23 protein-coding genes and 2 pseudogenes are annotated in these 20,649 nt (G+C 53.7%); 18 read left to right on the top strand and 7 right to left on the bottom strand.

Annotation, left to right across the window (positions count from 1 at the left end; translation table 11 throughout):
* Positions 1 to 105 precede the first annotated feature (105 nt).
* The 9 genes and pseudogenes from DESFRDRAFT_RS17505 (at position 106) to gspM (ending at position 7,950) form a co-directional block, all read left to right on the top strand.
* Positions 106 to 1,812: a GspE/PulE family protein gene (locus DESFRDRAFT_RS17505; RefSeq protein ID WP_233489647.1), complete on the top strand. Its 1,707-nt coding sequence runs from the start codon at positions 106 to 108 to the stop codon at positions 1,810 to 1,812.
* Positions 1,813 to 1,836: 24 nt separating this feature from the next.
* On the top strand, positions 1,837 to 3,066 hold the full coding sequence (locus DESFRDRAFT_RS21540) for a type II secretion system F family protein (protein ID WP_005996174.1): 1,230 nt from the start codon (positions 1,837 to 1,839) through the stop codon (positions 3,064 to 3,066).
* Positions 3,067 to 3,073: 7 nt separating this feature from the next.
* A pseudogene (locus DESFRDRAFT_RS23300) lies at positions 3,074 to 3,166 on the top strand (type II secretion system protein); the annotation flags it as partial.
* Positions 3,167 to 3,169: 3 nt separating this feature from the next.
* Positions 3,170 to 3,634: a hypothetical protein gene (locus tag DESFRDRAFT_RS20895; protein WP_233489648.1), complete on the top strand. Its 465-nt coding sequence runs from the start codon at positions 3,170 to 3,172 to the stop codon at positions 3,632 to 3,634.
* The gene (locus DESFRDRAFT_RS17520) at positions 3,631 to 3,999 is read left to right on the top strand and encodes a type IV pilus modification PilV family protein (RefSeq protein WP_005996179.1); all 369 of its coding nucleotides are present in this window, start codon (positions 3,631 to 3,633) and stop codon (positions 3,997 to 3,999) included. Before DESFRDRAFT_RS20895 ends, DESFRDRAFT_RS17520 begins: the two co-directional genes overlap by 4 nt.
* Complete coding sequence (locus DESFRDRAFT_RS17525; RefSeq protein ID WP_005996181.1) at positions 3,960 to 4,721, top strand: PulJ/GspJ family protein; 762 nt, start codon at positions 3,960 to 3,962, stop codon at positions 4,719 to 4,721. Before DESFRDRAFT_RS17520 ends, DESFRDRAFT_RS17525 begins: the two co-directional genes overlap by 40 nt.
* Positions 4,722 to 5,828, top strand: a complete 1,107-nt coding sequence (locus tag DESFRDRAFT_RS17535; protein WP_005996182.1) for a type II secretion system minor pseudopilin — start codon at positions 4,722 to 4,724, stop codon at positions 5,826 to 5,828.
* A gap of 30 nt (positions 5,829 to 5,858) precedes the next feature.
* Positions 5,859 to 7,364: a hypothetical protein gene (locus tag DESFRDRAFT_RS17540; RefSeq protein WP_005996184.1), complete on the top strand. Its 1,506-nt coding sequence runs from the start codon at positions 5,859 to 5,861 to the stop codon at positions 7,362 to 7,364.
* Between the two features lie 4 nt (positions 7,365 to 7,368).
* Positions 7,369 to 7,950: a type II secretion system protein GspM gene (gene gspM, locus DESFRDRAFT_RS17545; protein ID WP_005996185.1), complete on the top strand. Its 582-nt coding sequence runs from the start codon at positions 7,369 to 7,371 to the stop codon at positions 7,948 to 7,950.
* Positions 7,951 to 8,076: 126 nt separating this feature from the next.
* On the opposite strand, the gene DESFRDRAFT_RS17550 is transcribed toward gspM, so the two are convergent.
* The 4 genes from DESFRDRAFT_RS17550 to DESFRDRAFT_RS17565 all read right to left on the bottom strand — a co-directional run bounded on the left by DESFRDRAFT_RS17550 (position 8,077) and on the right by DESFRDRAFT_RS17565 (position 11,902).
* Positions 8,077 to 8,673: a type II secretion system protein N gene (locus DESFRDRAFT_RS17550; RefSeq protein ID WP_005996186.1), complete on the bottom strand. Its 597-nt coding sequence runs from the start codon at positions 8,671 to 8,673 to the stop codon at positions 8,077 to 8,079.
* 14 nt (positions 8,674 to 8,687) lie between these two features.
* Complete coding sequence (gene gspG / locus DESFRDRAFT_RS17555; RefSeq protein ID WP_005996187.1) at positions 8,688 to 9,167, bottom strand: type II secretion system major pseudopilin GspG; 480 nt, start codon at positions 9,165 to 9,167, stop codon at positions 8,688 to 8,690.
* A 244-nt stretch (positions 9,168 to 9,411) separates the two neighbouring features.
* Positions 9,412 to 10,209, bottom strand: a complete 798-nt coding sequence (locus DESFRDRAFT_RS17560) for a tetratricopeptide repeat protein (RefSeq protein WP_005996188.1) — start codon at positions 10,207 to 10,209, stop codon at positions 9,412 to 9,414.
* A 556-nt stretch (positions 10,210 to 10,765) separates the two neighbouring features.
* Entirely contained in the window at positions 10,766 to 11,902 is a 1,137-nt protein-coding gene (locus tag DESFRDRAFT_RS17565; RefSeq protein ID WP_233489649.1) for a hypothetical protein, read from the bottom strand.
* Positions 11,903 to 11,994: 92 nt separating this feature from the next.
* Between DESFRDRAFT_RS17565 and DESFRDRAFT_RS22595 the strand changes: the two genes are divergently transcribed.
* Entirely contained in the window at positions 11,995 to 12,348 is a 354-nt protein-coding gene (locus tag DESFRDRAFT_RS22595) for a hypothetical protein (RefSeq protein ID WP_158306984.1), read from the top strand.
* Here DESFRDRAFT_RS22595 and DESFRDRAFT_RS17570 read toward each other — a convergent pair.
* Positions 12,289 to 13,047 carry a helix-turn-helix domain-containing protein gene (locus DESFRDRAFT_RS17570; protein WP_005996191.1) on the bottom strand — a complete coding sequence of 253 codons (759 nt, stop codon included), beginning with the start codon at positions 13,045 to 13,047 and terminating at the stop codon, positions 12,289 to 12,291. The two genes, DESFRDRAFT_RS22595 and DESFRDRAFT_RS17570, sit on opposite strands and share 60 nt — an antisense overlap.
* Positions 13,048 to 13,194: 147 nt before the next feature.
* Here DESFRDRAFT_RS17570 and DESFRDRAFT_RS17575 point away from each other — a divergent pair, with 147 nt between their 5' ends.
* The 4 genes and pseudogenes from DESFRDRAFT_RS17575 (at position 13,195) to DESFRDRAFT_RS22370 (ending at position 16,279) form a co-directional block, all read left to right on the top strand.
* The gene (locus tag DESFRDRAFT_RS17575; RefSeq protein ID WP_005996192.1) at positions 13,195 to 13,791 is read left to right on the top strand and encodes a recombinase family protein; all 597 of its coding nucleotides are present in this window, start codon (positions 13,195 to 13,197) and stop codon (positions 13,789 to 13,791) included.
* Between the two features lie 186 nt (positions 13,792 to 13,977).
* Positions 13,978 to 14,256, top strand: a pseudogene (locus DESFRDRAFT_RS17580) (transposase domain-containing protein); the annotation flags it as partial.
* A gap of 108 nt (positions 14,257 to 14,364) precedes the next feature.
* Positions 14,365 to 14,601 (top strand): hypothetical protein, encoded by a 237-nt coding sequence (locus tag DESFRDRAFT_RS22365; protein WP_144005077.1) that lies wholly within the window; start codon positions 14,365 to 14,367, stop codon positions 14,599 to 14,601.
* Positions 14,602 to 14,896: 295 nt separating this feature from the next.
* Positions 14,897 to 16,279 (top strand): hypothetical protein, encoded by a 1,383-nt coding sequence (locus tag DESFRDRAFT_RS22370; protein WP_144005078.1) that lies wholly within the window; start codon positions 14,897 to 14,899, stop codon positions 16,277 to 16,279.
* A 5-nt stretch (positions 16,280 to 16,284) separates the two neighbouring features.
* Here DESFRDRAFT_RS22370 and DESFRDRAFT_RS22375 read toward each other — a convergent pair whose 3' ends face one another.
* Together DESFRDRAFT_RS22375 and tnpA are read right to left on the bottom strand one after the other, a co-directional pair.
* Positions 16,285 to 16,866 carry a hypothetical protein gene (locus DESFRDRAFT_RS22375; protein ID WP_005996197.1) on the bottom strand — a complete coding sequence of 194 codons (582 nt, stop codon included), beginning with the start codon at positions 16,864 to 16,866 and terminating at the stop codon, positions 16,285 to 16,287.
* Between the two features lie 338 nt (positions 16,867 to 17,204).
* Entirely contained in the window at positions 17,205 to 17,639 is a 435-nt protein-coding gene (tnpA, locus tag DESFRDRAFT_RS17585) for an IS200/IS605 family transposase (protein WP_043795228.1), read from the bottom strand.
* 163 nt (positions 17,640 to 17,802) lie between these two features.
* Between tnpA and DESFRDRAFT_RS22380 the strand changes: the two genes are divergently transcribed.
* From DESFRDRAFT_RS22380 to DESFRDRAFT_RS22390, 4 genes are all read left to right on the top strand, one after another.
* Entirely contained in the window at positions 17,803 to 18,150 is a 348-nt protein-coding gene (locus DESFRDRAFT_RS22380; protein ID WP_144005079.1) for a hypothetical protein, read from the top strand.
* Between the two features lie 12 nt (positions 18,151 to 18,162).
* Complete coding sequence (gene istB, locus DESFRDRAFT_RS17595) at positions 18,163 to 18,912, top strand: IS21-like element helper ATPase IstB (protein WP_005996198.1); 750 nt, start codon at positions 18,163 to 18,165, stop codon at positions 18,910 to 18,912.
* A gap of 60 nt (positions 18,913 to 18,972) precedes the next feature.
* Positions 18,973 to 19,413 carry a hypothetical protein gene (locus tag DESFRDRAFT_RS22385; RefSeq protein WP_144005080.1) on the top strand — a complete coding sequence of 147 codons (441 nt, stop codon included), beginning with the start codon at positions 18,973 to 18,975 and terminating at the stop codon, positions 19,411 to 19,413.
* Between the two features lie 403 nt (positions 19,414 to 19,816).
* Positions 19,817 to 20,649 (top strand): carbohydrate kinase family protein (locus tag DESFRDRAFT_RS22390; protein ID WP_233489650.1); only part of this gene is annotated, 833 nt, incomplete at its 3' end.

A 20,649-nucleotide genomic window follows, 5' to 3' on the forward strand; every position in this document is an offset into this window, starting at 1 on the left:
TTCCCCCAAAGAAGAATCCTGGCCGGCATCCTCGTTAAGAGCCTACCTTGGAGACGCGCCCATCGCCTCAAGTCTTCCGACCCAGCGCAGGCCCAAGATGTCGGCTTGCCTCTACCCGACCTCGTCACCCTCGTTGGCGAGGAAAACGGGCTTGATATACCTGAAGCAAAACGAAGCCTTGAAACTTTGAGTAATCAACACCATCGAGGCTCTTTAGGACGGCTGTTGGTAGAACAAAAGCAGGTGGACGAGACCCGCCTGCTCGATTTTTTCGCCACGCGCCTTGGATTGGAGATCCTGCCCAACATTCCTGACGCCTGGCTGGACTTCCGTTATGTTGAACCGTTTCCCATCGCCTACTTGAAAAGGAATTTGGCCGTGGTGATTGCGCGACAAGAGGGGATTTTGGAAACGGTGGTGGCCGATCCATTGCATCTTGAGATCATTGATGATGTGCGACATCTCCTGGGAGACGTTCCGGTCCGACCCGCTCTTGCGACGGCTCGAACCGTTCTTTCGGCCATAAACCGGTCCTATGGCAAGGCTGAAGGCCGGCTAGACGCTTCCTTGTGGGACATGGCCGACGAGATGGACCTACCCTTTGACAGCCCCAATGAGGATGGGATCAGCCGCGATCTCCTGGACGAGACAAGCGCCGCTCCGGTGATCAAGCTAGTCAACCAGATAATCTTCAAGGCGATAAGGAACAACGCCAGCGACATCCACATCGAACCCGGCCAACACGGCTTCAAGGTGCGCTATCGACTCGACGGGGTGCTCCATCCCATCGAGGATGTCCCTAAAAGTCTACAGGCCCCGGTCCTTTCCCGCTTGAAGGTCATGGCCCGTCTCAATATAGCCGAAAAACGTCTGCCTCAGGACGGCCGCATTGAGATTCGCCTGGGGGAACAGCACGTGGATATCCGCGTTTCCATCCTGCCCACCGCCCTGGGTGAACGGGCCGTGCTACGGCTGCTGGACAAAAATGCCACTATCCTGGGCTTGGGCGAGCTCGGCCTTTCGCCCGAGGGGTTGGCGGAGATGGAGAACTTGGTGGCACTTTCCCACGGCATGATCCTGGTCACCGGTCCCACGGGCAGCGGCAAGACCACCAGCCTGTATGCCGCCATCAACCATATCCATTCGCCAAACAGGAACATCCTCACCATCGAGGATCCCGTGGAATATCAGCTTGAGGGCATCGGTCAGATGCAGGTCAATACCAAGATCGACCTGACTTTTGCCGCCGGTCTGCGGGCGATGGTCCGCCAGGACCCAGATGTCATCCTGGTGGGAGAAATTCGGGACGCCGAGACTGCCCGCATCGCCGTCCAGGCGGCTATGACAGGCCACCTAGTCTTTTCCACTCTGCATACCAACGATGCGGCCACGGCTGTCAGCCGCCTCCTTGATCTCGGCATTGAACCTTTCCTGCTCACCTCCGCCTGCCGAGTGCTCATGGCCCAGCGCCTGATTCGGGTCCTATGCCCGTCCTGCAAACGCGAAGATGTCCTGTCCGACGAGGAAATGGCCGGCTTGCGCCTAGAGGAGCGCCCTGCGCCTCGTGTCTACCGGTCTGTGGGGTGCCCGGAGTGCCTGCATACCGGTTACAAGGGGCGAACCGCCATTTATGAGATGATCAAGATGACCGAGGGGATGCAGGAGCTGATTATGGAAACGCCTGACATGCGTCTTATCCGACAACTGGCCGTGACCGAAGGCATGATCCCCCTGCGTGATGACGGTATCCGCAAGGTCCTGCTCGGGCTTACGACTGTCGAGGAAGTGCATCGGGCCACAGCCCTTTTGTAGCCCCCGACCGCGTGAGTGAAAATCATGCCCGTCTACGAGTACCAAGCCATCGATGCTGCTGGGAAAACCTGCAAGGGCAGGCTCAGCGCGGACAGCCAGGGCGCAGCCCTACGCCGGCTGCGAGCCCAGGGCCTCTATCCCAAGGGTGTTGCGGAAGCGAGCGGGGCCATAAGGCGCGCCCGCCGCACCGGTTCTCGCCACCTTTTTTTCCCCTTGTGCCGGGTAAGCAAGGTGGAACTGGCTGTGACTCTGCGGCAACTGGCCAATCTCCTTAGCGCCGGATTTCCCTTGCTGCGAGCCGTGACCATGGCCAGGGAGCAGACCCGTTCTAAAGCTCTCGCCCATGTCCTGGCCCAGGTGGAGGAGCGTCTCAAGGAAGGGGCGGCCCTGGCCCAGGCCCTGGAGGAGCACCCAGGTGTTTTCCCCCATATCCAGGTGGGCCTGGTTCGCGCCGCTGAGGCTTCAGGCACTTTGGAAATCGTCATGGGCACCCTGGCTGGCATCACCGAGGAGCAGCTCGCCCTGCGGCGAAAGCTCGCCAACGCCCTCACCTATCCCCTTATCATGCTCGTGGTGGGGTTGGGTGTGGTTTTGCTGTTGGTGACCTTCGTGGTACCGCGCATCACCCGGATTTTTGCCGATCTCAAACAGGAACTTCCCCTTGCCACAGTGGTGCTGATCCAGTGCAGCGAGTTCTTGCAGCGCGCCTGGCCGGTCCTGCTGGCGTTGCCGGTTTTGGGCATTTTGGCGGGACGGCACGCCCTGCGTACGCAAAAAGGACGCCTGTATTGGGATCGCATGCGACTGGCCATCCCGGTCGTGGGGAACATGCTGACGGGATTCGCCCTGACACGTTTCGCCAGGATGCTCGGCACAGTGCTGCGCCACGGCATTCCGGTTCCTCAGGCCCTGCTGGCCGTCACCCCGGTCCTGGGGAACGTCGTTTTGGAACAAAACCTGACCGAAGTGCGCCGGGAAGTGGAGGAAGGCGTCAGTCTCACCCTAGCCCTAGGCCGCAAACCGCGCATCCCCCCCCTGCTGGTCCAGATGGCCGCAGCCGGGGAAGCCGGCGGCAACCTGGACGACATGCTGCTTTCAGTCAGCGCCATGATGGAAAACGAGCTGGTCAGCCGGTTGACCATCCTCACGGCCCTGTTCGAACCGGCCATGATCCTCCTGCTCGGCGGTGGCGTATGCTTTATCATCATGGCTGTGCTTTTGCCCATCTTTGAGATGAGCACACTCATTCACTGAAACCGCCATGAACGGGAGATCAAAGACCCAGGACTCGGTAGGCTTCACCTTGATAGAACTCCTCGTTGTTCTCGCCATTCTGGCTATCACTCTAGCACTGGCTGTGCCTCGCCTGACGTCCTTTCTCGAAGGCGACCCAAACAAGGCGGCCCAAGATATCCTGGCCCGGGCCGTCCTGCGGGCCCGGGAGCGTGCCGCCTTTACCCAAGATGCCTGGGAGGTCCATCTCGACCTTACCGCACGGCGGGTATGGCTGGCACCCCAGGAGCCTCAGGAAGGCAAAACGGTCGCTTTCGACTGGACCTTGCCCGAGGAGGTTGTGATCCAAAGCATCACTCTGGCCGGAGGCACGACGACCTCGGGGCAGGTGGCCCTGCGCATGCTCCCCACAGGTCTGACTGAGCCTTGTCGCATCACCCTGGTTAATACCGGCGGCCGAACTCGCCACCTCGTACTCGAAGCCGTAAGCGGGCGCCTCGTCGAAGACTCCAAACCCAGGGAAACCACGGATACCCAGTTGGCCGGTAGCGCCCTGCCGCGTGATCCGGTCTGGGAGCATCTGCCATGACCGCGTGTCCACGATGCCGCGCAGGGTTCACCTTCATTGAGGTGCTTGTGGCAGTGGCCATCTTGTCTGTGGCCCTGGTAGCCATTCTGGCCAGTTGCCTCGGCCTGGAGGAAGGGCTTCTCCGCTCCCGGGACATCGCAACGGCAGCCGAGCTGGCCAACGCGAAACTGGCCGAAGTGGAGCGCGTCGGTGCATATAACTGGCGCGAGGGCGACGGGGATTTCGCCCCTGAGTTCCCCCAGTACAAATGGCATGTGGACCTGTACAGGGGGCTTGCCGGCGGCCTGGTTTTGGTGACGGTCACAGTTGCATCCGAGGGGAAGGCATGGGCGACCACACGATTCGACAAGCTCCTCCTCCCCTAAAGCGTGCCTGCGGTTCATGGTCGGCCGGGTTTACTTTGATCGAACTTGTCCTGGCACTGGCCCTGGCCTCCTTTGTGCTGGTCGGCTTGTATGCCGTCTATGACGGTACCGTGCGGGTCGTTGCCACAGTGGATCGAGGGGCCGGGCAGGATGGGCTCATGCGGACGGTGATCGGCCTTATGCGAGACGATCTTCTTGGTGTCTATTCCCGCAAATGGGGTAAGCCGCGCGAGGCATCCCCCCTGCGTTTTGCAGTGCACCCTTTGGCCGAGCAGCACCGATTCCCACGGGCCGAGAGTGATGTGGTGATTCTGGAATTCGCCGCTGCCGCCTCGCCACTTTTCGTCAAGTCCTCGGGAGGGGAACGCCTTACCCGGATTGTCTATGCCCTGCGGCCGCAACCGGAGGCGCCACAGCGCTATCTCCTGGTGCGTAAGGAATTGCCTTTTGCGCACATGCCCTGGCGCGGTGAGGCGCGGCAACCCTGGCAGGAGATGGTGCTGACCGACGCGGTAACGGCCTTTGCGGTGACGGTCCTTGCCGGCGGGAGCTCCCGCCTCACGACCTGGGACAGTCTCAAGGAGGAGCGGCTCGGCCACCCTCCCCTGCCTGATACCCTAGACATCAGCCTGGAACGCAATGTCGGAGAGCGCACGGTCGCCGTCTCCACGACCATAGCCCTGCCGCCGTTTACCTTGCGTTTTAATCGGGAGCCGAATTGAATGCGCGCCATGTTCCACTGTGACGGGCCGCCGGGCCGTGACCGGGGAGCAGTCCTTCTATTTGTGCTTCTGGTGGTATTGGCCCTGGCTATGGTACTCACGGCCGGAATCGAGGGTCTTGGCCTGGAGGAAACCGGAGCCCGGGTGCAGCGAAATCGTCTTCGCGCCGAGGCGTTGGCCGAGTCAGGCATCTGCTTGGCCGCCTTCCTGCTGGCCAGAGAAGTCTCCGGAAGCGGCGTGGTCCATCGCGGGCAAGTGTGGTCGCGTTTTTTTCACGATCCCCAACTGCGCCAGACCTTTTTTGATCAAAACACCGTCGAGGGCGCTGCCATATTGCGCCTTTTCGCCGATGATGTCTTGAGGGTCGAAATACAGGACGAATCGGGGAAAATTCCCATCAACGCGCTGGCTGGGGCCAATTTCGAGATCTACAAAAACATGCTTCTAGCCCTGCTGCAAAGTTCCCTGTTCCATCTTTCCGAACCGGAGGCCCTACGGCTCATCTACGCCCTGCGCGACTGGCTTGATGCTGATGACACCACCTTCTCCTCGCTCGGCAACAACCAGATCGTCGGGGCCGAAGACGACTATTACCGCACCCGCCAGGCGCCATACCGCTGCAAAAACGGCCCATTGGAAACCCTCTCCGAGCTGTTGCTCGTGCGGGGAATGACCGTCGAACTTTACAATGGGAAAAACGGCCAGCCCGGGCTCAAGGATCTCCTGACAGTCTGGGAATCACGGACCATCAACATCAATACTGCCCCAGCTCCTGTTCTGCGAGCCCTTGCCTGGCGACTAGACGAAGTCCGGGGCAATGCCTTCGCCCAAGCCATTATCGATTATCGGGAAAACAGGTTTCACACCGGGTCCTTGGAAAAACCCGGCTGGTACCGCACCATGTTGCCAGAATTCCAGGATGTGCTCCTGCCCGAGGGCATCATGTCCCTGAAAAGCTCCCATTTCACGGTGACGGCCACGGCACGGGCGGGAGCCACCACCGTGACGCGTTTCGCCAGCCTGGAACGGATCCGGCCTGAGGTCGCGGGATGGCATACGATCAAGGTGCTCTACCAGGGACTACGGGCACCGTCCGCCTCGCGCTGAAGACAGCAGGACGGCGGCAAGGAACGAAACATGGGTGAAAACATTGTCGGCATCGATATCAACGGTCCGGGAGTCGTGGTGGTACGCCTCGGGCACACGGCGCTTCAAACCCGGTTTCTGGGCTACGCCGTGATCGAGGCGCCGGCTGATGCCGACGTTTCCAAACTGGCGGCTCTGGCACGCCAGGGCATCGAAGCCAACACATTGTCCGGTGACCGCTATGTCCTGGGTATCCCGGCACATTGGGCCTTTTTGCGACGATTTCCCTTCCCTTTTGCTTCCGCCAAAAAAATCAACCAAGTGTTAGCGTTGGAATTCGAACCGTATCTACCCGTGCCTTTGGAAAGTGTGGTGATCGCCTCACGCCGGGCGACTCAAGGCGCGTCCAGGGGGCAGACCGTCTTAGCGGCGGCCCTCCCTAGGACCACCCTGACCAAGCTCCTGGAAGCTTTTCAAAGAGAGGGATTGCCCCTGACGGCGGTCGGTCTTTCCCTAGATGCCCTGGAGGACATGGTCCGCGAGGTGGGCGAGGCGTTACCGGCGCGCTCCCTGTTGCTGGATTTTGCGGGTGAGCGGGCTCAGATCATCTACCGGGCGGATGGGGCACCGGCTCGTTACCGCTCCATCCCTTGGGCCGCTGCCGCGTGGTACCCTCCTAAGGATCAAGAGGAGCAAACGGTACCCTCCCTTCCCGCTGGCCAGGCTGATCTTGAGACGTTGGCCCGGGAGGTCGTCATGACGGTGCAGGCCGTCAGTCCTGATGTCACTAGGCTGCCGGAACTGACCGTGGTTTGCGGCGAAGGGGCGGCTCGGCCGGGATTGCTGCCGGCCCTTGGCAGGCGGTTGCCGGGACGGATCAGGCATCTAGCTGATTTCTCTTGGAAAATGCCAGTCGCCGACTTGGCGCTCCGCCCCCGGCTGGACATCTTGGCCAAGGCCCTGGGCCTAGCTTTGGGTGCGGCCCGCCCCGGAGGCGGGATCAATTTCCTGCGCGGTGAATTTGCCGTGGGACTGTCTCGGCGGGGACATCGCCGCCCCATGCTGCTCCTGGCTGCGTCCTTCATTTTGTTTTTGCTCTGCCTTATTGTGTCCTGGGTCGTAGATATCCAATCCCAGCAAAAACGACTGACAGGCCTAGAGCAACAAGCGCGGCAGATCGTGGAGAGTCTGGCTCCCGAACTCGATCCGAAGTTTAGTCTCATGGAAGATGTCAGCATCATAAAAAACCGCCTCAATCAACTTGAGGAAAAACAGCTAGTCGCCGTAAAACGGGATCAGGAGACGGGGCTCCTGGAAACGTTACGCCTGCTCAGCACGACTATTTCCAACCAGGAGAAGGTCATTTGCCGATCCCTCTCTTTTGATGCGCACCATGTGACCATAAAAGCTGAGGCTGACACCTTTGAGACTGTTGAAAAAATAAATAAGCAACTCAGCTCACTCAAACGCTTTCAGGAAGTACACATCAAAGGCATCAGGGCCAAAGCAGGGAATGATGGCGTGGGATTCGATTTCGAATTGATCCGAAAGGAGTGACGCCTTGGAAATATCAACAAAATTTGCATTGGAAAGAAAATGGTTGCTGCTGGTCCTGGGGGTGGTCTTAACCATGGCTGTCTTCCAATGGGGCATTGCTCCGGCTTTCCGTTACGAGGAGGCCCTGCGTGGGAAAATTGCCGCCATGCACAGGATTTTGGGCGAACTGACTGTTTTGGAGAAACGCTTTCAGGAAATGGCCAGAGCCCAGGTCGCGTTGGGCAGACAGATAAGCCCCCCGACGTTTCAACTTCTTTCATACATCCAGGAGAACACCGATCGCCTGGGTATCAAACCCTATATTAAATCCATGCGCCCCACGACAAAGGACATCGCCCCCACCCACCGCGAGGATTCCGTCAACTTGGCATTGTCCAAAGTCCCCTTGGCAACACTTGTCCCCTACCTCCATTATTTGGATACCGGTCTGGACTCAGTATGGATCGCCCAAGCGGCCTGTCATCCCGATTCGGTCGAGGGAATGGACCTGGAATTGGTTATTTCCGCTATCGTGGAAAAACCACTTACCGAGCCGACTCGCCAGCAGGACAAAAAGAGGAACCGCGCCACTGGAAAACATTCTTAAGGTGCTAACAGGTTCGCTCCGGCGATCTCATCAGCCTGCAGGCAAAGCCCGTGTTTCCTTCGATACTTGCACCTTTCGGGAGGGAGCTTCCTGGCTTGCGTAGTCGGAGGGTACGCCACCACACGCTCAGGGAGCCGTTCTGCGAGGGGTGCGGGGTGATCTTGTCGGTCGTCTTTTGGTGTTCCCCTGGGGCTTTTGATCTTCCTCATCGGATTTCATAGTCAACATTATGTTTTCCTGGTTATTTTTGAGCAGCACCTGACGGCGCATGATTTTCAATATCCGTATCCCGCCTATGGTGTCGCCTTCGTGGTAGAGCGCTTCCTTTTTGTTTGTTGCATCATTGATAATGGCAACGCTGGCATGCTCTTGCTCGGAGAGGATGGTTCCGACAAGACGTATGTTGGCGAATGAATCTGTCTGTGGGACGTTCTGCAGGGGTAAGGAGGCTTCTTGTAGCTTTGGCTCTGCTGTGCGTGCGGAAAAAATATTTCTATCTATGATAACGGTATACGCCTCAAGGGGGAGTTTGGCTTGCTGTTGCTGTATTGGCTTGTCCTGATCAAGATGCGGCCGCATGGGCTGCGACAAAAAATTGTCGGAGGTTGCAAATATTTTTACAAGGATAGCGATTGAGACAATCCCCAACAAGACAGATGCGCCATAAAAATAGTATTGTATTTTATGAAAATGTGAAATATGAACAATAGTTGTCCATCTCATGCTGGATGCACCGCTTATTGGTCGATTTCCCAGTTCCTGATTTCACCGTTTGTGCCATCGCCACCATCGCCTTTGTTGGGGCCAGGGGAAATCAAATCAAAGTCACCGTGTTCCCCAGGACAGATATAGACGTAGTCGCTCCCCCAGGGATCCTTAGGCAGCCGTTCAATATATCCATGTAACGGGTAATTTTGAGGAATGCGGCCAGTCGCCGGTTTTTCCTTAAGAGCGTCAAGTCCCTGTTCGGTAGTCGGATAAAATCCATTGTCCATCTTGTATTGTTTCACTGCCATGGACAGGCTCTCGATCTGCATCTTGGCCTTGACGACCCTGGCCTTGTCCGGTTGATCAATAATGCGGGGCAAAACAAGTCCAGCTAAGACGCCAAGAATGACAACAACGATCATAAGCTCGATGAGAGTAAAGCCTCTCATGTCGAGTGTGCGCATTCGCCCATCGAACGATATTGGTTTATAGTGCGTGCTGTTCTTCAAAAAAACCTCCGTCAATCGGCACAGCCATGCTTATTGAAAAAAACAATCGAAGTTGCTTGTAAAAGTAGTTTTTTACCTGTGAAAGCCTAGCCATCACTGTAGACAGCAACTCAAAAATCATATTCATCACTCTACAAACGACCACACTGAGCATATTCTACTAGTTTTATAGCACCAATTTAACCAACAACCTTCTCTTCATCAGCATGGATCACAAGAAGTTATATTTTTTTGCAGGCTCATGCTAATCGCATAAACCGAACTTTTTGACCTTTTCAAGCTGGGTGCACAACCCGAGACTGCAGGCGTGGCGCAAATCATCACAACCCTCATGATTTTTCTGCACTTGCAGACGCAATACACCTCGGTTGCGATAAGCTTGGCCAAAATGCCCGTTCAAGGCCAGGGTCCGGTCGTAATCCGACTGGGCTTTTTGAAGATGCCCCAGACGTTCGTGGGCAAGTGCTCGATTGAACAAGAGATCCGGATCGTTCGGGGCGACCGTGATGGCGGCATCTAGGACCAGGATCGCTTGGTCAAAGCGGCCAAGGCCAATGAGGATGTCGGCCTTGTTGTTCAGGGCGGCAACGGTGTCGGGCTTTTTGGCCAAGACCATGTCGTAATCGGCCATAGCCCGATCATGGTCCTTCATGGCTTGAAAGGCCATGGCACGGTTGAACAAAGCCGCCATGCCCCCTGCATTGGTGGATTCGGCAGCCTTGGAAAAGTCGGCCACCGCCTTGGCGTACTCGCCCAGAAAGTAATAGGCCACACCCCGGTTGTTGTAGGCACGAGCCAAACCGGCGTCGAGAGTTAGCGCCCTAGTAAAGTCGTTGACGGCCTCGTTGTAGTGTTGCTGCCGGCAGGCCGCAGTGCCCAGATTAAAAAAAACCATGGCCGACTGCCCATCCATCCGGCGTGCCTGGTCGAAGTCATTTCGGGCTTGGTCGAACCGGCCCAACCGGTAGTAGGCATGCCCCCGTTCCAGGTAGTCCGCCGGAGTGGCCTGACCGGCGGCTATGGCCGAGGATAACTGTCGCACCGTCTCCTCGAGGCGTTGTACGGAATCGGAAGCTCCAAGCAACGCGGGGGCTGAAGGGCTGTTCGTGGCACAGCCTGTCAGGAGCATATAGGCGAGCAAGGCGCTTACAACGGCGACTGACCGCATCCTTTGAGAAAGGCCAAAAAAAGATGCACGCTTGACGGTGGGCCTACGGGCGAATGCACGCTGCGGACAGTGACCGCAGCGTAAGCGACGACAAAAAAAATTTTTGTCGTAACCGTTCCTCATCACGGACATTCTCTCTGGCTTGCCTGGCTGGTTGGCAATAAGGTCTGCAATCGATCCCTGAACATAACTTGGCAAATATACGGATTGACTACAAACATCAAGACAAGGCTGTAACATCAGTGTGTTTGGGCGAACATTCATGGACGCACTTGATACCCCAGCCACAACGCAACCCCGCCTTGAGGAACTACTTACAAACTAGAACGGTCTCGAACTCAAATGTGAACACCAAAATGGAACGACCTCCTTTCCCTACTAACAGGATCCCACCTCATAGTTAAGTAATCATAAGAAGAATACTGTATCGTTAGCGACTGATTTCGGATGTTTGATTTCTTGCGAGATGGCCAATAATATTATCCCTCAACTTGACGTTCTTTCCCCACTTGGCCTTTGCGTAAAGCAGAGCTGCCTCATAGGATACTTCATTCATTGAAAAAATTATCTGTTTCCCTGTGTCGCGGAGCGCACCTCCGTTGGCCAAGCTGAGAAATACTGTACCCTTGGCGTCAATCGAGCTTTTAAAACCTAAAAAAAGCTGCTTTCCACTTGGTGTCGAGGCCTCCAGCTCTGCGAGCTCATCAGCCTTGGCAACAGCCAAGAGGCCACGCCGCGTCCACGAACTTACGTCGGCGGAGGTCGCAATATCCAATTGTTTATTAAGCCACTTCTCCTGGATATCCGCGCGACTGCCACGCTGAGGAGGTAAGCACTCTGGTTCAACCACCCGATCCTTTGAGCGCAGGATGGCCAGAGCAGTCTCATTACCGTTGGCGGCTTTCCAACGCAAAAAATCCGTCCAGTACGTGTATGGCGCTTCCTGCTTTACCTTCTCCCGTTCGGCTTTGATCCGTTTCCGGACCTGGAGCCGGTGCTCTGCTTCATGGAGGCGCGCGATCTTGAGCAACTCAAACCGGTGGCGCCCGAAAAAATCTCGGGAAATCTTTTGGCGCTCCTGGTCCCACCTGATCCGGACGACATCAAGCTCGGCCCGAGCACGGCTATTGATGTTTTCCAGAGCCGCCTTCCGAGTGGCGATCCCGGCTTGATATTCTTCATAGAGGGCACCGCGATTAGGATCGCGTTGTACGGGCTTGGCCGTGAACCGCTCATCTTCGGGATAGTGTTCTTTCGCCTGGTCAGGCGGGACGTAGGCCCCAAAGCGGCGGACCAGGTTTACCATGGACAAGGACCGATCCAGCGAGCTGGCTTTGATGGCATGTTTGCCGTTGCGGTCCTTGATGACCAAGCCATTGCCGTGCGGCCTGATCTCAAGGTCGTACCGCGCGAAGGCGGCATGAACTTGCTGCCATCCAACGGCCTGCCCCAGGGCTTCAACGATTGGCCTCCGCCGCTCCTTGGCATAGCCGTCAAAGGACTGCTGCCCCGTCCGGGCCTCAACCGTGGCCGCTACTGGTGTCAGCTTCGGCTCCGCGCTCTCCACGGAATGGCCATTGTCGATGGTCAGGCAAAAACGTCTTGACGCCCATGACAAACAGGAGCTTGTCTCTCGGGCTGTCGGCCAGCAGACACTTGATGCTGCGTACGTGGCGCAAGTCGGTGACGGGCTGTACCTTCATGGGGCAACCTCCTGGAAAGCATGTTCTTCTGGGGGGAAGGATCAAACCGATCATTGAAAATGGCACGGGGGCACCGGTCAAATGGACAACCCTGGATATCCCATTGAAGTCAATCGACTTTTTGTGGAATCCTAGCCCAAAGCCGCTTCTTCATAAGAAAGCGGCATTGGCTCTGCCCCCGGTTGTTGCGCATCCGGAAATCAAAAAGCCACGCCGCCTCCACGACGTGGCTGGTTGGAAACCACCTCGGTCAAACTCTGGTCAGGATGATCCGGTTGCTGGTGAAGTCCGTTCCGTGATCGACATGTAGAGCGTCGGGGATGCCGCAGACCGGCCAATCCGCACGCGGCTTGCGCCAGATTGCCTGGCGCAAGGCCAATGACGTATTGAACGCGGCCGGAGCGCCGAGGAACACCAAATATCCTGCGATGGCGCGGGAATAATCGTCTAGGACCGTCGTCAGCCACGGGCGAGACTCTACGCCGTTCGCATCAAGGATCACGATATCGAGCTGGGTGTGATCGGCCTGCCACCTGACGTTCGGGCGTTCTGCCCGGTGCCGATACACCAGCTCATATCGGTCGCGGAAAGCTGCCCCGCCCTCGTGGGCCAGAATCATCATTGCCGGATCGAGGCTGCGGATGATCGTGTGGACGCAAGCATAGGACGGAGCATGCCATCCTTTCTCCCGCGCGACTGCAACTGCGCGGCGGTGGATGGTCGCGATCGACAGACGGGGTTTCATAAGCGCCAGCCCCTCGACCAGCGTGACCAGATTGTCGGCAAGCCTCCTCTCCCCGGCATCCAAACGTAATTTGCGCTGGAGAGCGGCCGGACCTCCATCACGCACTCGGGCGACCCAGCGTCGAGCGGTTCGAAGTGCGATGCCAGCGTTGGCTGCCACCTTCGCCAGCGGAGCGTCGCCATCGAGGTAGGGGCGGAGCATTGCCAATCGCTTGACGGCTTCCGTTATCTCGGGTCCCGCCTTGCCCTTCTGATCAGCCCTCATAGCGTCCCCCCTGTCCGAAAGAGGATCGTTCAACGGACACTCGGCCGCATCCCGCCTTGGGTACGCGATATCACCATACACGGTGTCTCAATTGAGTGGTACTATTTCTTTTGCATTGAAGGAGCCCTTAACGTTACAGTTCTCGGCATGGCACCCACACTGATCGGCTACGCTCGCTGCTCGACGGATAAGCAAGATCTCGCGGCCCAGCAGGAGACCTTGCTCAGGCTCGGGGTCGCACCTGATCGCATCTATACCGACCGTGGCTTCACCGGCACGAACCGCGAGCGGCCCGGTCTTGGCCAAGCGCTCGCGGCTGTACGCAGCGGCGACACGCTGGTGGTGCCGAAGCTTGACCGTCTCGCCCGCTCAGTGCCGGATGCCCGCGCCATTGGCGACAGCCTTGCCGCGCGTGGCGTAAAGCTTCAGCTTGGGGCGAGCGTTCATGATCCCACTGACCCGATGGGAAAACTATTTTTCAATATCCTGGCCACGTTCGCCGAGTTTGAGGCAGACCTCATCAGGATGCGCACCCGTGAGGGCATGGCTGTCGCTCGTGCGAAAGGAAAGTTACGCGGGAAAAAACCAAAACTGACCGATCTTCAGCAAAAAGAACTACGTCGTATGTACGACACAGGGAACTACTCGATCAGCGACCTTGCCGAAGTATTTTCGATATCACGGCCGACTGTTTATCGAACGCTTGGTCGGCAGGCAGGTGGAGTCGCGAAGACGAGACAGTAACCTCCCGGAATAGATACCTTACCGTTCCAGATGCCACATAGTGCCGATAATCAGTGCCATTTAGCGATCAAAGTCACAATAACTGAGGGGGCTGGATCGTTGCGCAAACGAACGGTTTTTCAATTACCCTAAAATGATTGAAGTACTTCATTCAGGGAGTATCTTTTGGGGCGCACACTGTGGGGTGTGGAGGACGGCCGACTGCGCCCGGACAACAACTTGGCCCAGAACGCCATCCGTCCCTTTGCCGTGGGCCGCAAAAACTGGCTGTTCTCAGGCCATCCGCGCGGAGCCGATGCCTCGGCCACCCTGTACTCCCTCATCGAAACTGCCAAGGCCAATGGCCTGGAGCCGTACCGCTATCTGCGCCACCTCTTCGAGCATTTACCGGCTGCAAACACCGACGCCCAACGCAAGCTCCTGCCGCAGCACATCGATCCTCAGAGCCTCATCATTCCTGCCTGAACTTCTGACGCTTCCCGCTCGCCATGACAAAATGCGCCTTATTGAGCGCTTACGCTCCACCCAGGTCACGACAACAGGGTTCTCGACCAAGGTATCCGTGGTGATGACATGAACCTTCTTGCGATTGCGCTTCTCGGACGGCAGTTTTTCCAACGCCTGCCAGAGGAATTGCACCACGGCGGTCGAGTCCTTCCCGCCGCTATAGCCAATAACCCACGGCCGATCATTTTCCAGGAACAGCTCCTGGATTTCGGTATGGAGCTGTGCCAAGAACGTCTTGACGCCAAGGGGTTCAAAAACAGAATTATCCATAAAATTCCATCAATTCCTGGAAGCGCGGGATGATCAACGGTCGGGGACAGAAAAATCCCTGAAGCGGTTAGGTGGGGTATAGCCGCTCTTGGCCAGGCTGAAAATGGAAAAGCAGGAAGGGTTTTTTGTTTGAAAATTCAAGGAGAATAAGAGCCCAGGCTTTACACTGACACACAATCCGAATTAGATCTTATTATTTTTTTGACTCCCGCCACTCCTGATGGTATCGGACCCTCGAAGTGTGTTAGGCAATTGCCACCTAATAAGCACATACATAGTTGAGAAAAAACCTACAGACGTGAGCACTGCTCGGATGACAAATTACAATATGATATTCTTAATTTCCAGAAAAAATATCTTCAGGTCACTAGTCTTTGCTTCGATATTTTCCCCTGCTATACTTTTTTGCCATATAGCACAGGCGCAACCATTAGAAAGCCATTTACTTTCCAAAGATAAAAACCAAAACGAATCTAACACGTCACCCAAAACGCCAGAAGACAACAACACCAATATATCCAACGCTGATAAGTTAAATTTGATTGAACTATTAATCGATCTTAAATCAAAAATGCAATCAATGTCAGAGAAAATTGACACTGTTGACCCAAGAAAGATTGTTACAAAATACGACCTAAAGGACTTAGAGTCTAGGTATGACAACCTTCGCGCAGAAATAGAGAAGGAAAAAAATAAAACAAACACAGATTTGAGACAGGATAAGGAGATAAACGATGCAAAATCATTTTACTTTGACAGAATTACAAGCTTATTCATAATTATTATATCACTAATTGCCATTGGACTAACATATCATACGTATAGATTTAGAAAAGCAAAAGAATCGATACAAGACAACCTCAGGGAAACAGAGAAGATCATAGCAGAGCTTAAAGACAAAATAGTTGATCTTAAAGGTGAATATGATTTTTTGGCAGACATAAGACAACTCGCTCAAGAGGTAATCGAGATGTCCCTCCTGGGCTACTCTCCTGGCAGCGAACTAGATGAAAGAATCTTGCGCTCGGCAAAAATCATACTCAACAAATATGAAAAACTTCCAATCTATCACATGGCAAATGCAATATTACATCAACAACAAGGCGAATGGAGCGAGGCATGCGCAGCATGGCGACAGTACATAACATACGATAATAGTGAAAATATTCATCTAAACTTAGCGCATGCACTTGAACAGAGGATTGCAAACACAGAAGACACTGCCTCCATTAACTCTTTAACGAACGAACTACAATTAGAATATTCAAAAATATTAGAAAAAAATAGAAAGAATTACCAAGTAAAACATCGGCTGGGAAACGCACTAATAAAATTAGTAAACATGAAAGCTGAGAAAGGTAGCGACAATATTGAAGAAGAACTCCTTCTACTAATAAATGCTATACGAAAATATGCGGAGGCATACAACGCCAACACTTCATGGAATGAAAATACAATTAGCCTTGGCTTGGCTCACTACCAAAAGGCAAATCCGAGATACAATTTAAGCACATCCGACAGATGCGCACTCCTTGACAATACAATTCAATTCCTTCAGCAAGTTAAGGACAGCCCAATAGCAACCTATGGCATTGAGCGCTGTCGTATAAAACTAGATGAAATAGTAAACCCCAAAACACAACCTGCAAAGACCGAGGTACAGATGAAAAACGAACCATCACCTGATATTAGAAAAAAATTTTCCTGGTGATAAAATTAGGGCAAACAAGTACTTTTCTCTAAATCCTGAGCCGACATATTCTCGGCGGATTTCAATATGAATTTGTAATTTATATCTAACATCCTCCCCATATAAGAATCAGTTTTTATTTCAATGGTACGCTGAAAAACGGCTGAGCCAGCCTCAACCACCTTATTGCTTTCTTCACTATAGTTAGTATTCCAAAGCGGAGTAAACCAGCAATAATTTTCAACTCTCAAATACAGACCAAAGGGGAATATTTTGTAGAGCCAATATTTTATATTTGGATTATCCCGATACTCAACAATAAAATTGTAACTATCGTCATGAACAATATTCGTATAAGTACTTTTCTCCCATTTTATTGACTTTCCACGAGTAGTCACAACATCCTGATCAAGAGTGAACAAAATATTAACATTTGCCCTCTTGTCGTGCAAAACATCACATATCGGCTTAGAAAAAAATGGACCTAGCCCAATCAACAAAATATCACAGGATGTATTCTCTTTTATTGCAAGATCAGGTGGAAACTCAATACCCCCAAAACCTTTCTCAATCACCCGCGTAACACCTGTACTGTCATTAGAAAGCATACCATTCTCCTCTATTGTTAGCATCTTATCAATCTCCTCTTTTGGCGCAAAGTCTGTTTCTCCTGAATATACTTTATGTATAACAAACTACTTCGCGACAAACCTTTAATCATGGTTTCTCTATATCACACATCATGGCAACCCACATAATAATCTGCTGAATTAGTCAAGGGGCCAAAAATATTCACCCGGCTTACGAGTCACCAGTACTTATTTTTTGCAGTTTCTGCAACATACCCACTATGTTACCAGAGGCAGTCAGATACCCCCGGCAAAGCCGGGGGCTTGCACTTGTGAGCCGCTCAAAGCGGCTTAATATTGGGGCCGCCTAAAGGCGGCTATTCCGCGACCAGTTTGAGCTGCTCAAGCCGCTGGTCTTCTTGCTCCTGCCGGCGGATATATTCTCGGATCACCTTTTCATCACGACCAACGGTCGATACAAAATATCCGCGTGACCAAAAGTTTTGACCTGCGAAATTGCGCGCCCTACCCTGCACTTCTCGGGCAATATGGATCGCGCTTTTTCCCTTCATAAATCCTACGACCTGGGCAACTGCATACTTGGGAGGAATCGCAATATACATGTGAACATGATCTTTGCACAAATGTCCTTCCAAAATGTTGCTCTCACGCTGCCGAGCCAAAACGTGAAACATTTCGCCCAAGCACCCACGAATTTTACCAAATAGCACTTTCCGACGACACTTCGGTATCCACACAATGTGATACTTGCAGTCCCACGTCGTATGGCATAGACTTGATACACACTTCATCGAAAGCCTCTCCATCGCTCACTTTGAACTGCTCACAGATGGAGAGGCTTTCTTCTACTCCCGCATAAGTCAAACTTTTGAGGTCCCCCGGCAAAGCCGGGGGGTTTCCCATTGGACTAAATCCCTATCTCGGGCATACCAGTACACCACCAACCCTGAGCATATGCCCAAGTCCCATCAAGAAGCTGCTGGCTGGACTCCCAAACGATTCAAGTCGTGGGGCGGCAAGATCGGTCCCTTTGTCCTGGGAATGGTTGAGGACATCCTTGGGCGGCGTCAGCATCCAGAGCAAGGCTATCGAAGTGCTCTTGGTCTGCTGCGGCTGGAATCTTCCTTCGGGGCAGAGCGCCTTAACCATGCCTGCCAGAGAGCATTGCGTTACGGCCTTATCGGTCGCCGGGCTGTGCTCGAAATTCTCAAGAAAAAGCAAGACATGCTGACCATTCCAGAACAGGAGCAGCTGCCGTTGCCCGTCCATGACAATGTCCGGGGCGCAAATTTCTACCAGTAAAAGGAGGACCTGATGCTCAACCACCAGACCATGGAACGGTTATCGCAAATGAAATTGACCGGAATCCGTGAAGGTTTCAAGGAGCAGCTCGACAATCCGGCCTTCAGCGACCTGGCTTTCGAAGAACGTTTCGGATTGCTCGTAGACCGGGAATACCTCCTACGCGACAATCGTCGTCTCACGAAGCGCTTTCAAGAAGCCCATCTCAAAGTTAAGGCGTCAGTCGAGGACGTGGATTTCCATGCCCCGCGTGGCTTAGACAAAAGGCTTTTCCTCGAACTGGCCACCTGCGGCTGGATCGGCCGAAGACATAACCTGGTCATCACCGGACCGACCGGCGGCGGCAAAACCTATCTGGCATGCGTCTTGGCGCAAAAGGCCTGCCGCGAAGGGAAGCGCTGTCTGTACTTCCATTTCCCGGAGCTACTCCAGGAACTCAGCATCAGTCGGGCCGAGGGATCGCAGCGCCTCCTTGTCCGAAAACTCGCCACACGGGATTTGCTTGTCATAGATGACTGGCTCAGGGAGCCGGTCAGCGCGGAAATAGCACGTGGTCTCGCCGATCTGATGGATGATCGATTTCGAAACAAATCCACGCTGTTTGCGACACAGTTTCCCGTGGCGGAATGGCATGGGCGTTTCCAGGATCCGACCCTGGCGGATGCGGTCTTGGACAGGATCGTCCATGACTCCTACCGGATCGAGCTGTCGGGGGATTCCATGCGGAAGCGGACATCGGACTTGACCAAATCGGCCACCTGAAGCAGGACCAAAACACCAGCGCGCTCAACCCCTCAAGGGTGGCCGAATATTCCGAATTGGGTGGCCGATTTCACCGAAATCCGCATGCCCTTCAATGAGAAGGAGGAGGTTGACGGCACGACCAGAAAATGGCCCTATATTACGGCATTTCAAGAGCTCAGAGGGGTTTTGCTCGCGCGAGTATTAGCCCAAGGGCGGCCTGTTCACATCCTCGAGATTCAACGCCGGCCGAGAACGAAGAAGGATGCGAATGGCAATGTAAAAGAAGTTGAAGATTCCTACAAAGGATTGGCATTCGTCCTTGATGATCATTACAAGTTTAAAATGTACTTGAAACAGTTGTTGTCAAAAATACGATACGTTAAAGGTGTAGTACAAAAAATTACAGGAACATGTCCTGGCAAGGCAGCCGCATTCAAACATACCTCTTCGGTGGAAGAGGAAGTCCCATGCGTGGCCGCAGTGATAAATGCGCTGCGAAAGATGAACGTGACATTATAACTATAATAGATTTAGTGGAGAATAGAATTAATTGGTAATTATTTTGTAAGATAAATTTTATATGCTAAACTTATCTTACGGGATTCATCTTGTAGCATCCATATCTTTGGTTATTTGTCGCAACAACACAGCATAATAGTGTTTATATTAACTGGCATAATATATTGTTATAACGGCTAAATCATGAACTTGGAGATATATTACCAGAGGCACAACGCTCCTCAGGCAAGAACAAATAAGACAACTGTATAGTTTGAGAGGAACGATGCACATAGTTGGTGGGCTTTATCATGAGTTGTGTTGTGTGCCAAAATGGGACGCCATCTATGGATCCGGTGGACGGGCGGCATCAGTGTTATCGACTCTTTCGCCAAACAGCACCCTCCACACATATGTAGAAGACATGAATAGCCCAGGCATCACTTCACTCAGGGCATTAGGAATAAATTTGAAATGCAGCCCTCGTCAAAGTAATATTGTTTTTTCGTATTTTCACCCTCTATCACGGCCACATATTCAGCCACAAGCGAATGTTATTCAGAGACAACCCGCCATCAAAGTTAGTGGGGAGGCTGTGCTGCGTTTTGGATTTCTTGAAGGTGACGCTGTCATTGATGCACATCGCGCCGTCTACGACCCGCAAACTTGGCAAAATTCTCCAGCATTTAGCGAAAACGAATCTATCGCTAGCGAACTAGCAGTCGTGTTGAATGAATTTGAACTACAATCAACCACAGGAATAAATGAACTAGATTTGGCATCTTCATATTTAATGGAAAGCCAGGATATTGCGGTGATAGTTGTTAAAAGAGGGCCTCAAGGAGCGATGGTGTTTAAACGCGGCTGTCAGGCCGCTTATGTGCCCGCCTATCGCTCCTCGCGCGTTTTTAAGATTGGCACTGGAGATGTATTTAGTGCAATATTTGCGCACAATTGGGCAGAAAGACGATATTCTGCGTTAACTGCAGCAGATACGGCTTCTAGGTCTGTTGCAGTATACTGTGGCACTGGACGGACACCACTCGATGCAGGCGATCTTAGCGCTCTAGTGGCGGTAAAAAGTAACACCAAAGGAACGGTTGCTCTTGAAGGGGCATACAACACGATCGACAGCGATCCCGGCAACCGCCGCAACGGCTACAGCCAGAAAGAGCTTGCCTCGAAGGTCGGTCCCATCGTCATCGATGTACCCCGGGACCGAAAATCCGAGTTTGCGCCGGCCATCGTCAAGAAGCG

Origin of the sequence: Solidesulfovibrio fructosivorans JJ] (genome assembly GCF_000179555.1) — a bacterium.
In the GTDB taxonomy this organism is placed as follows: Bacteria; Desulfobacterota; Desulfovibrionia; order Desulfovibrionales; family Desulfovibrionaceae; genus Solidesulfovibrio; species Solidesulfovibrio fructosivorans.

Excerpts from the sequence above, each read along its gene's own strand:
- DESFRDRAFT_RS17540 (WP_005996184.1), top strand. The coding sequence starts at position 5,859 with ATGGGTGAAAACATTGTCGGCATCGATATCAACGGTCCGGGAGTCGTG.
- DESFRDRAFT_RS21540 (WP_005996174.1), top strand. The coding sequence starts at position 1,837 with ATGCCCGTCTACGAGTACCAAGCCATCGATGCTGCTGGGAAAACCTGC.
- DESFRDRAFT_RS17535 (WP_005996182.1), top strand. The coding sequence starts at position 4,722 with ATGCGCGCCATGTTCCACTGTGACGGGCCGCCGGGCCGTGACCGGGGA.
- DESFRDRAFT_RS22595 (WP_158306984.1), top strand. The coding sequence starts at position 11,995 with ATGCTGCGTACGTGGCGCAAGTCGGTGACGGGCTGTACCTTCATGGGG.
- DESFRDRAFT_RS17575 (WP_005996192.1), top strand. The coding sequence starts at position 13,195 with ATGGCACCCACACTGATCGGCTACGCTCGCTGCTCGACGGATAAGCAA.
- istB (WP_005996198.1), top strand. The coding sequence starts at position 18,163 with ATGCTCAACCACCAGACCATGGAACGGTTATCGCAAATGAAATTGACC.
- tnpA (WP_043795228.1), bottom strand. The coding sequence starts at position 17,639 with ATGAAGTGTGTATCAAGTCTATGCCATACGACGTGGGACTGCAAGTAT.
- DESFRDRAFT_RS17525 (WP_005996181.1), top strand. The coding sequence starts at position 3,960 with ATGGGCGACCACACGATTCGACAAGCTCCTCCTCCCCTAAAGCGTGCC.
- DESFRDRAFT_RS17570 (WP_005996191.1), bottom strand. The coding sequence starts at position 13,047 with ATGAGGGCTGATCAGAAGGGCAAGGCGGGACCCGAGATAACGGAAGCC.
- DESFRDRAFT_RS22375 (WP_005996197.1), bottom strand. The coding sequence starts at position 16,866 with ATGCTTTCTAATGACAGTACAGGTGTTACGCGGGTGATTGAGAAAGGT.
- DESFRDRAFT_RS17550 (WP_005996186.1), bottom strand. The coding sequence starts at position 8,673 with ATGAGATGGACAACTATTGTTCATATTTCACATTTTCATAAAATACAA.
- DESFRDRAFT_RS22370 (WP_144005078.1), top strand. The coding sequence starts at position 14,897 with ATGATATTCTTAATTTCCAGAAAAAATATCTTCAGGTCACTAGTCTTT.
- DESFRDRAFT_RS17520 (WP_005996179.1), top strand. The coding sequence starts at position 3,631 with ATGACCGCGTGTCCACGATGCCGCGCAGGGTTCACCTTCATTGAGGTG.
- DESFRDRAFT_RS22380 (WP_144005079.1), top strand. The coding sequence starts at position 17,803 with ATGCCCAAGTCCCATCAAGAAGCTGCTGGCTGGACTCCCAAACGATTC.
- DESFRDRAFT_RS22365 (WP_144005077.1), top strand. The coding sequence starts at position 14,365 with ATGAACCTTCTTGCGATTGCGCTTCTCGGACGGCAGTTTTTCCAACGC.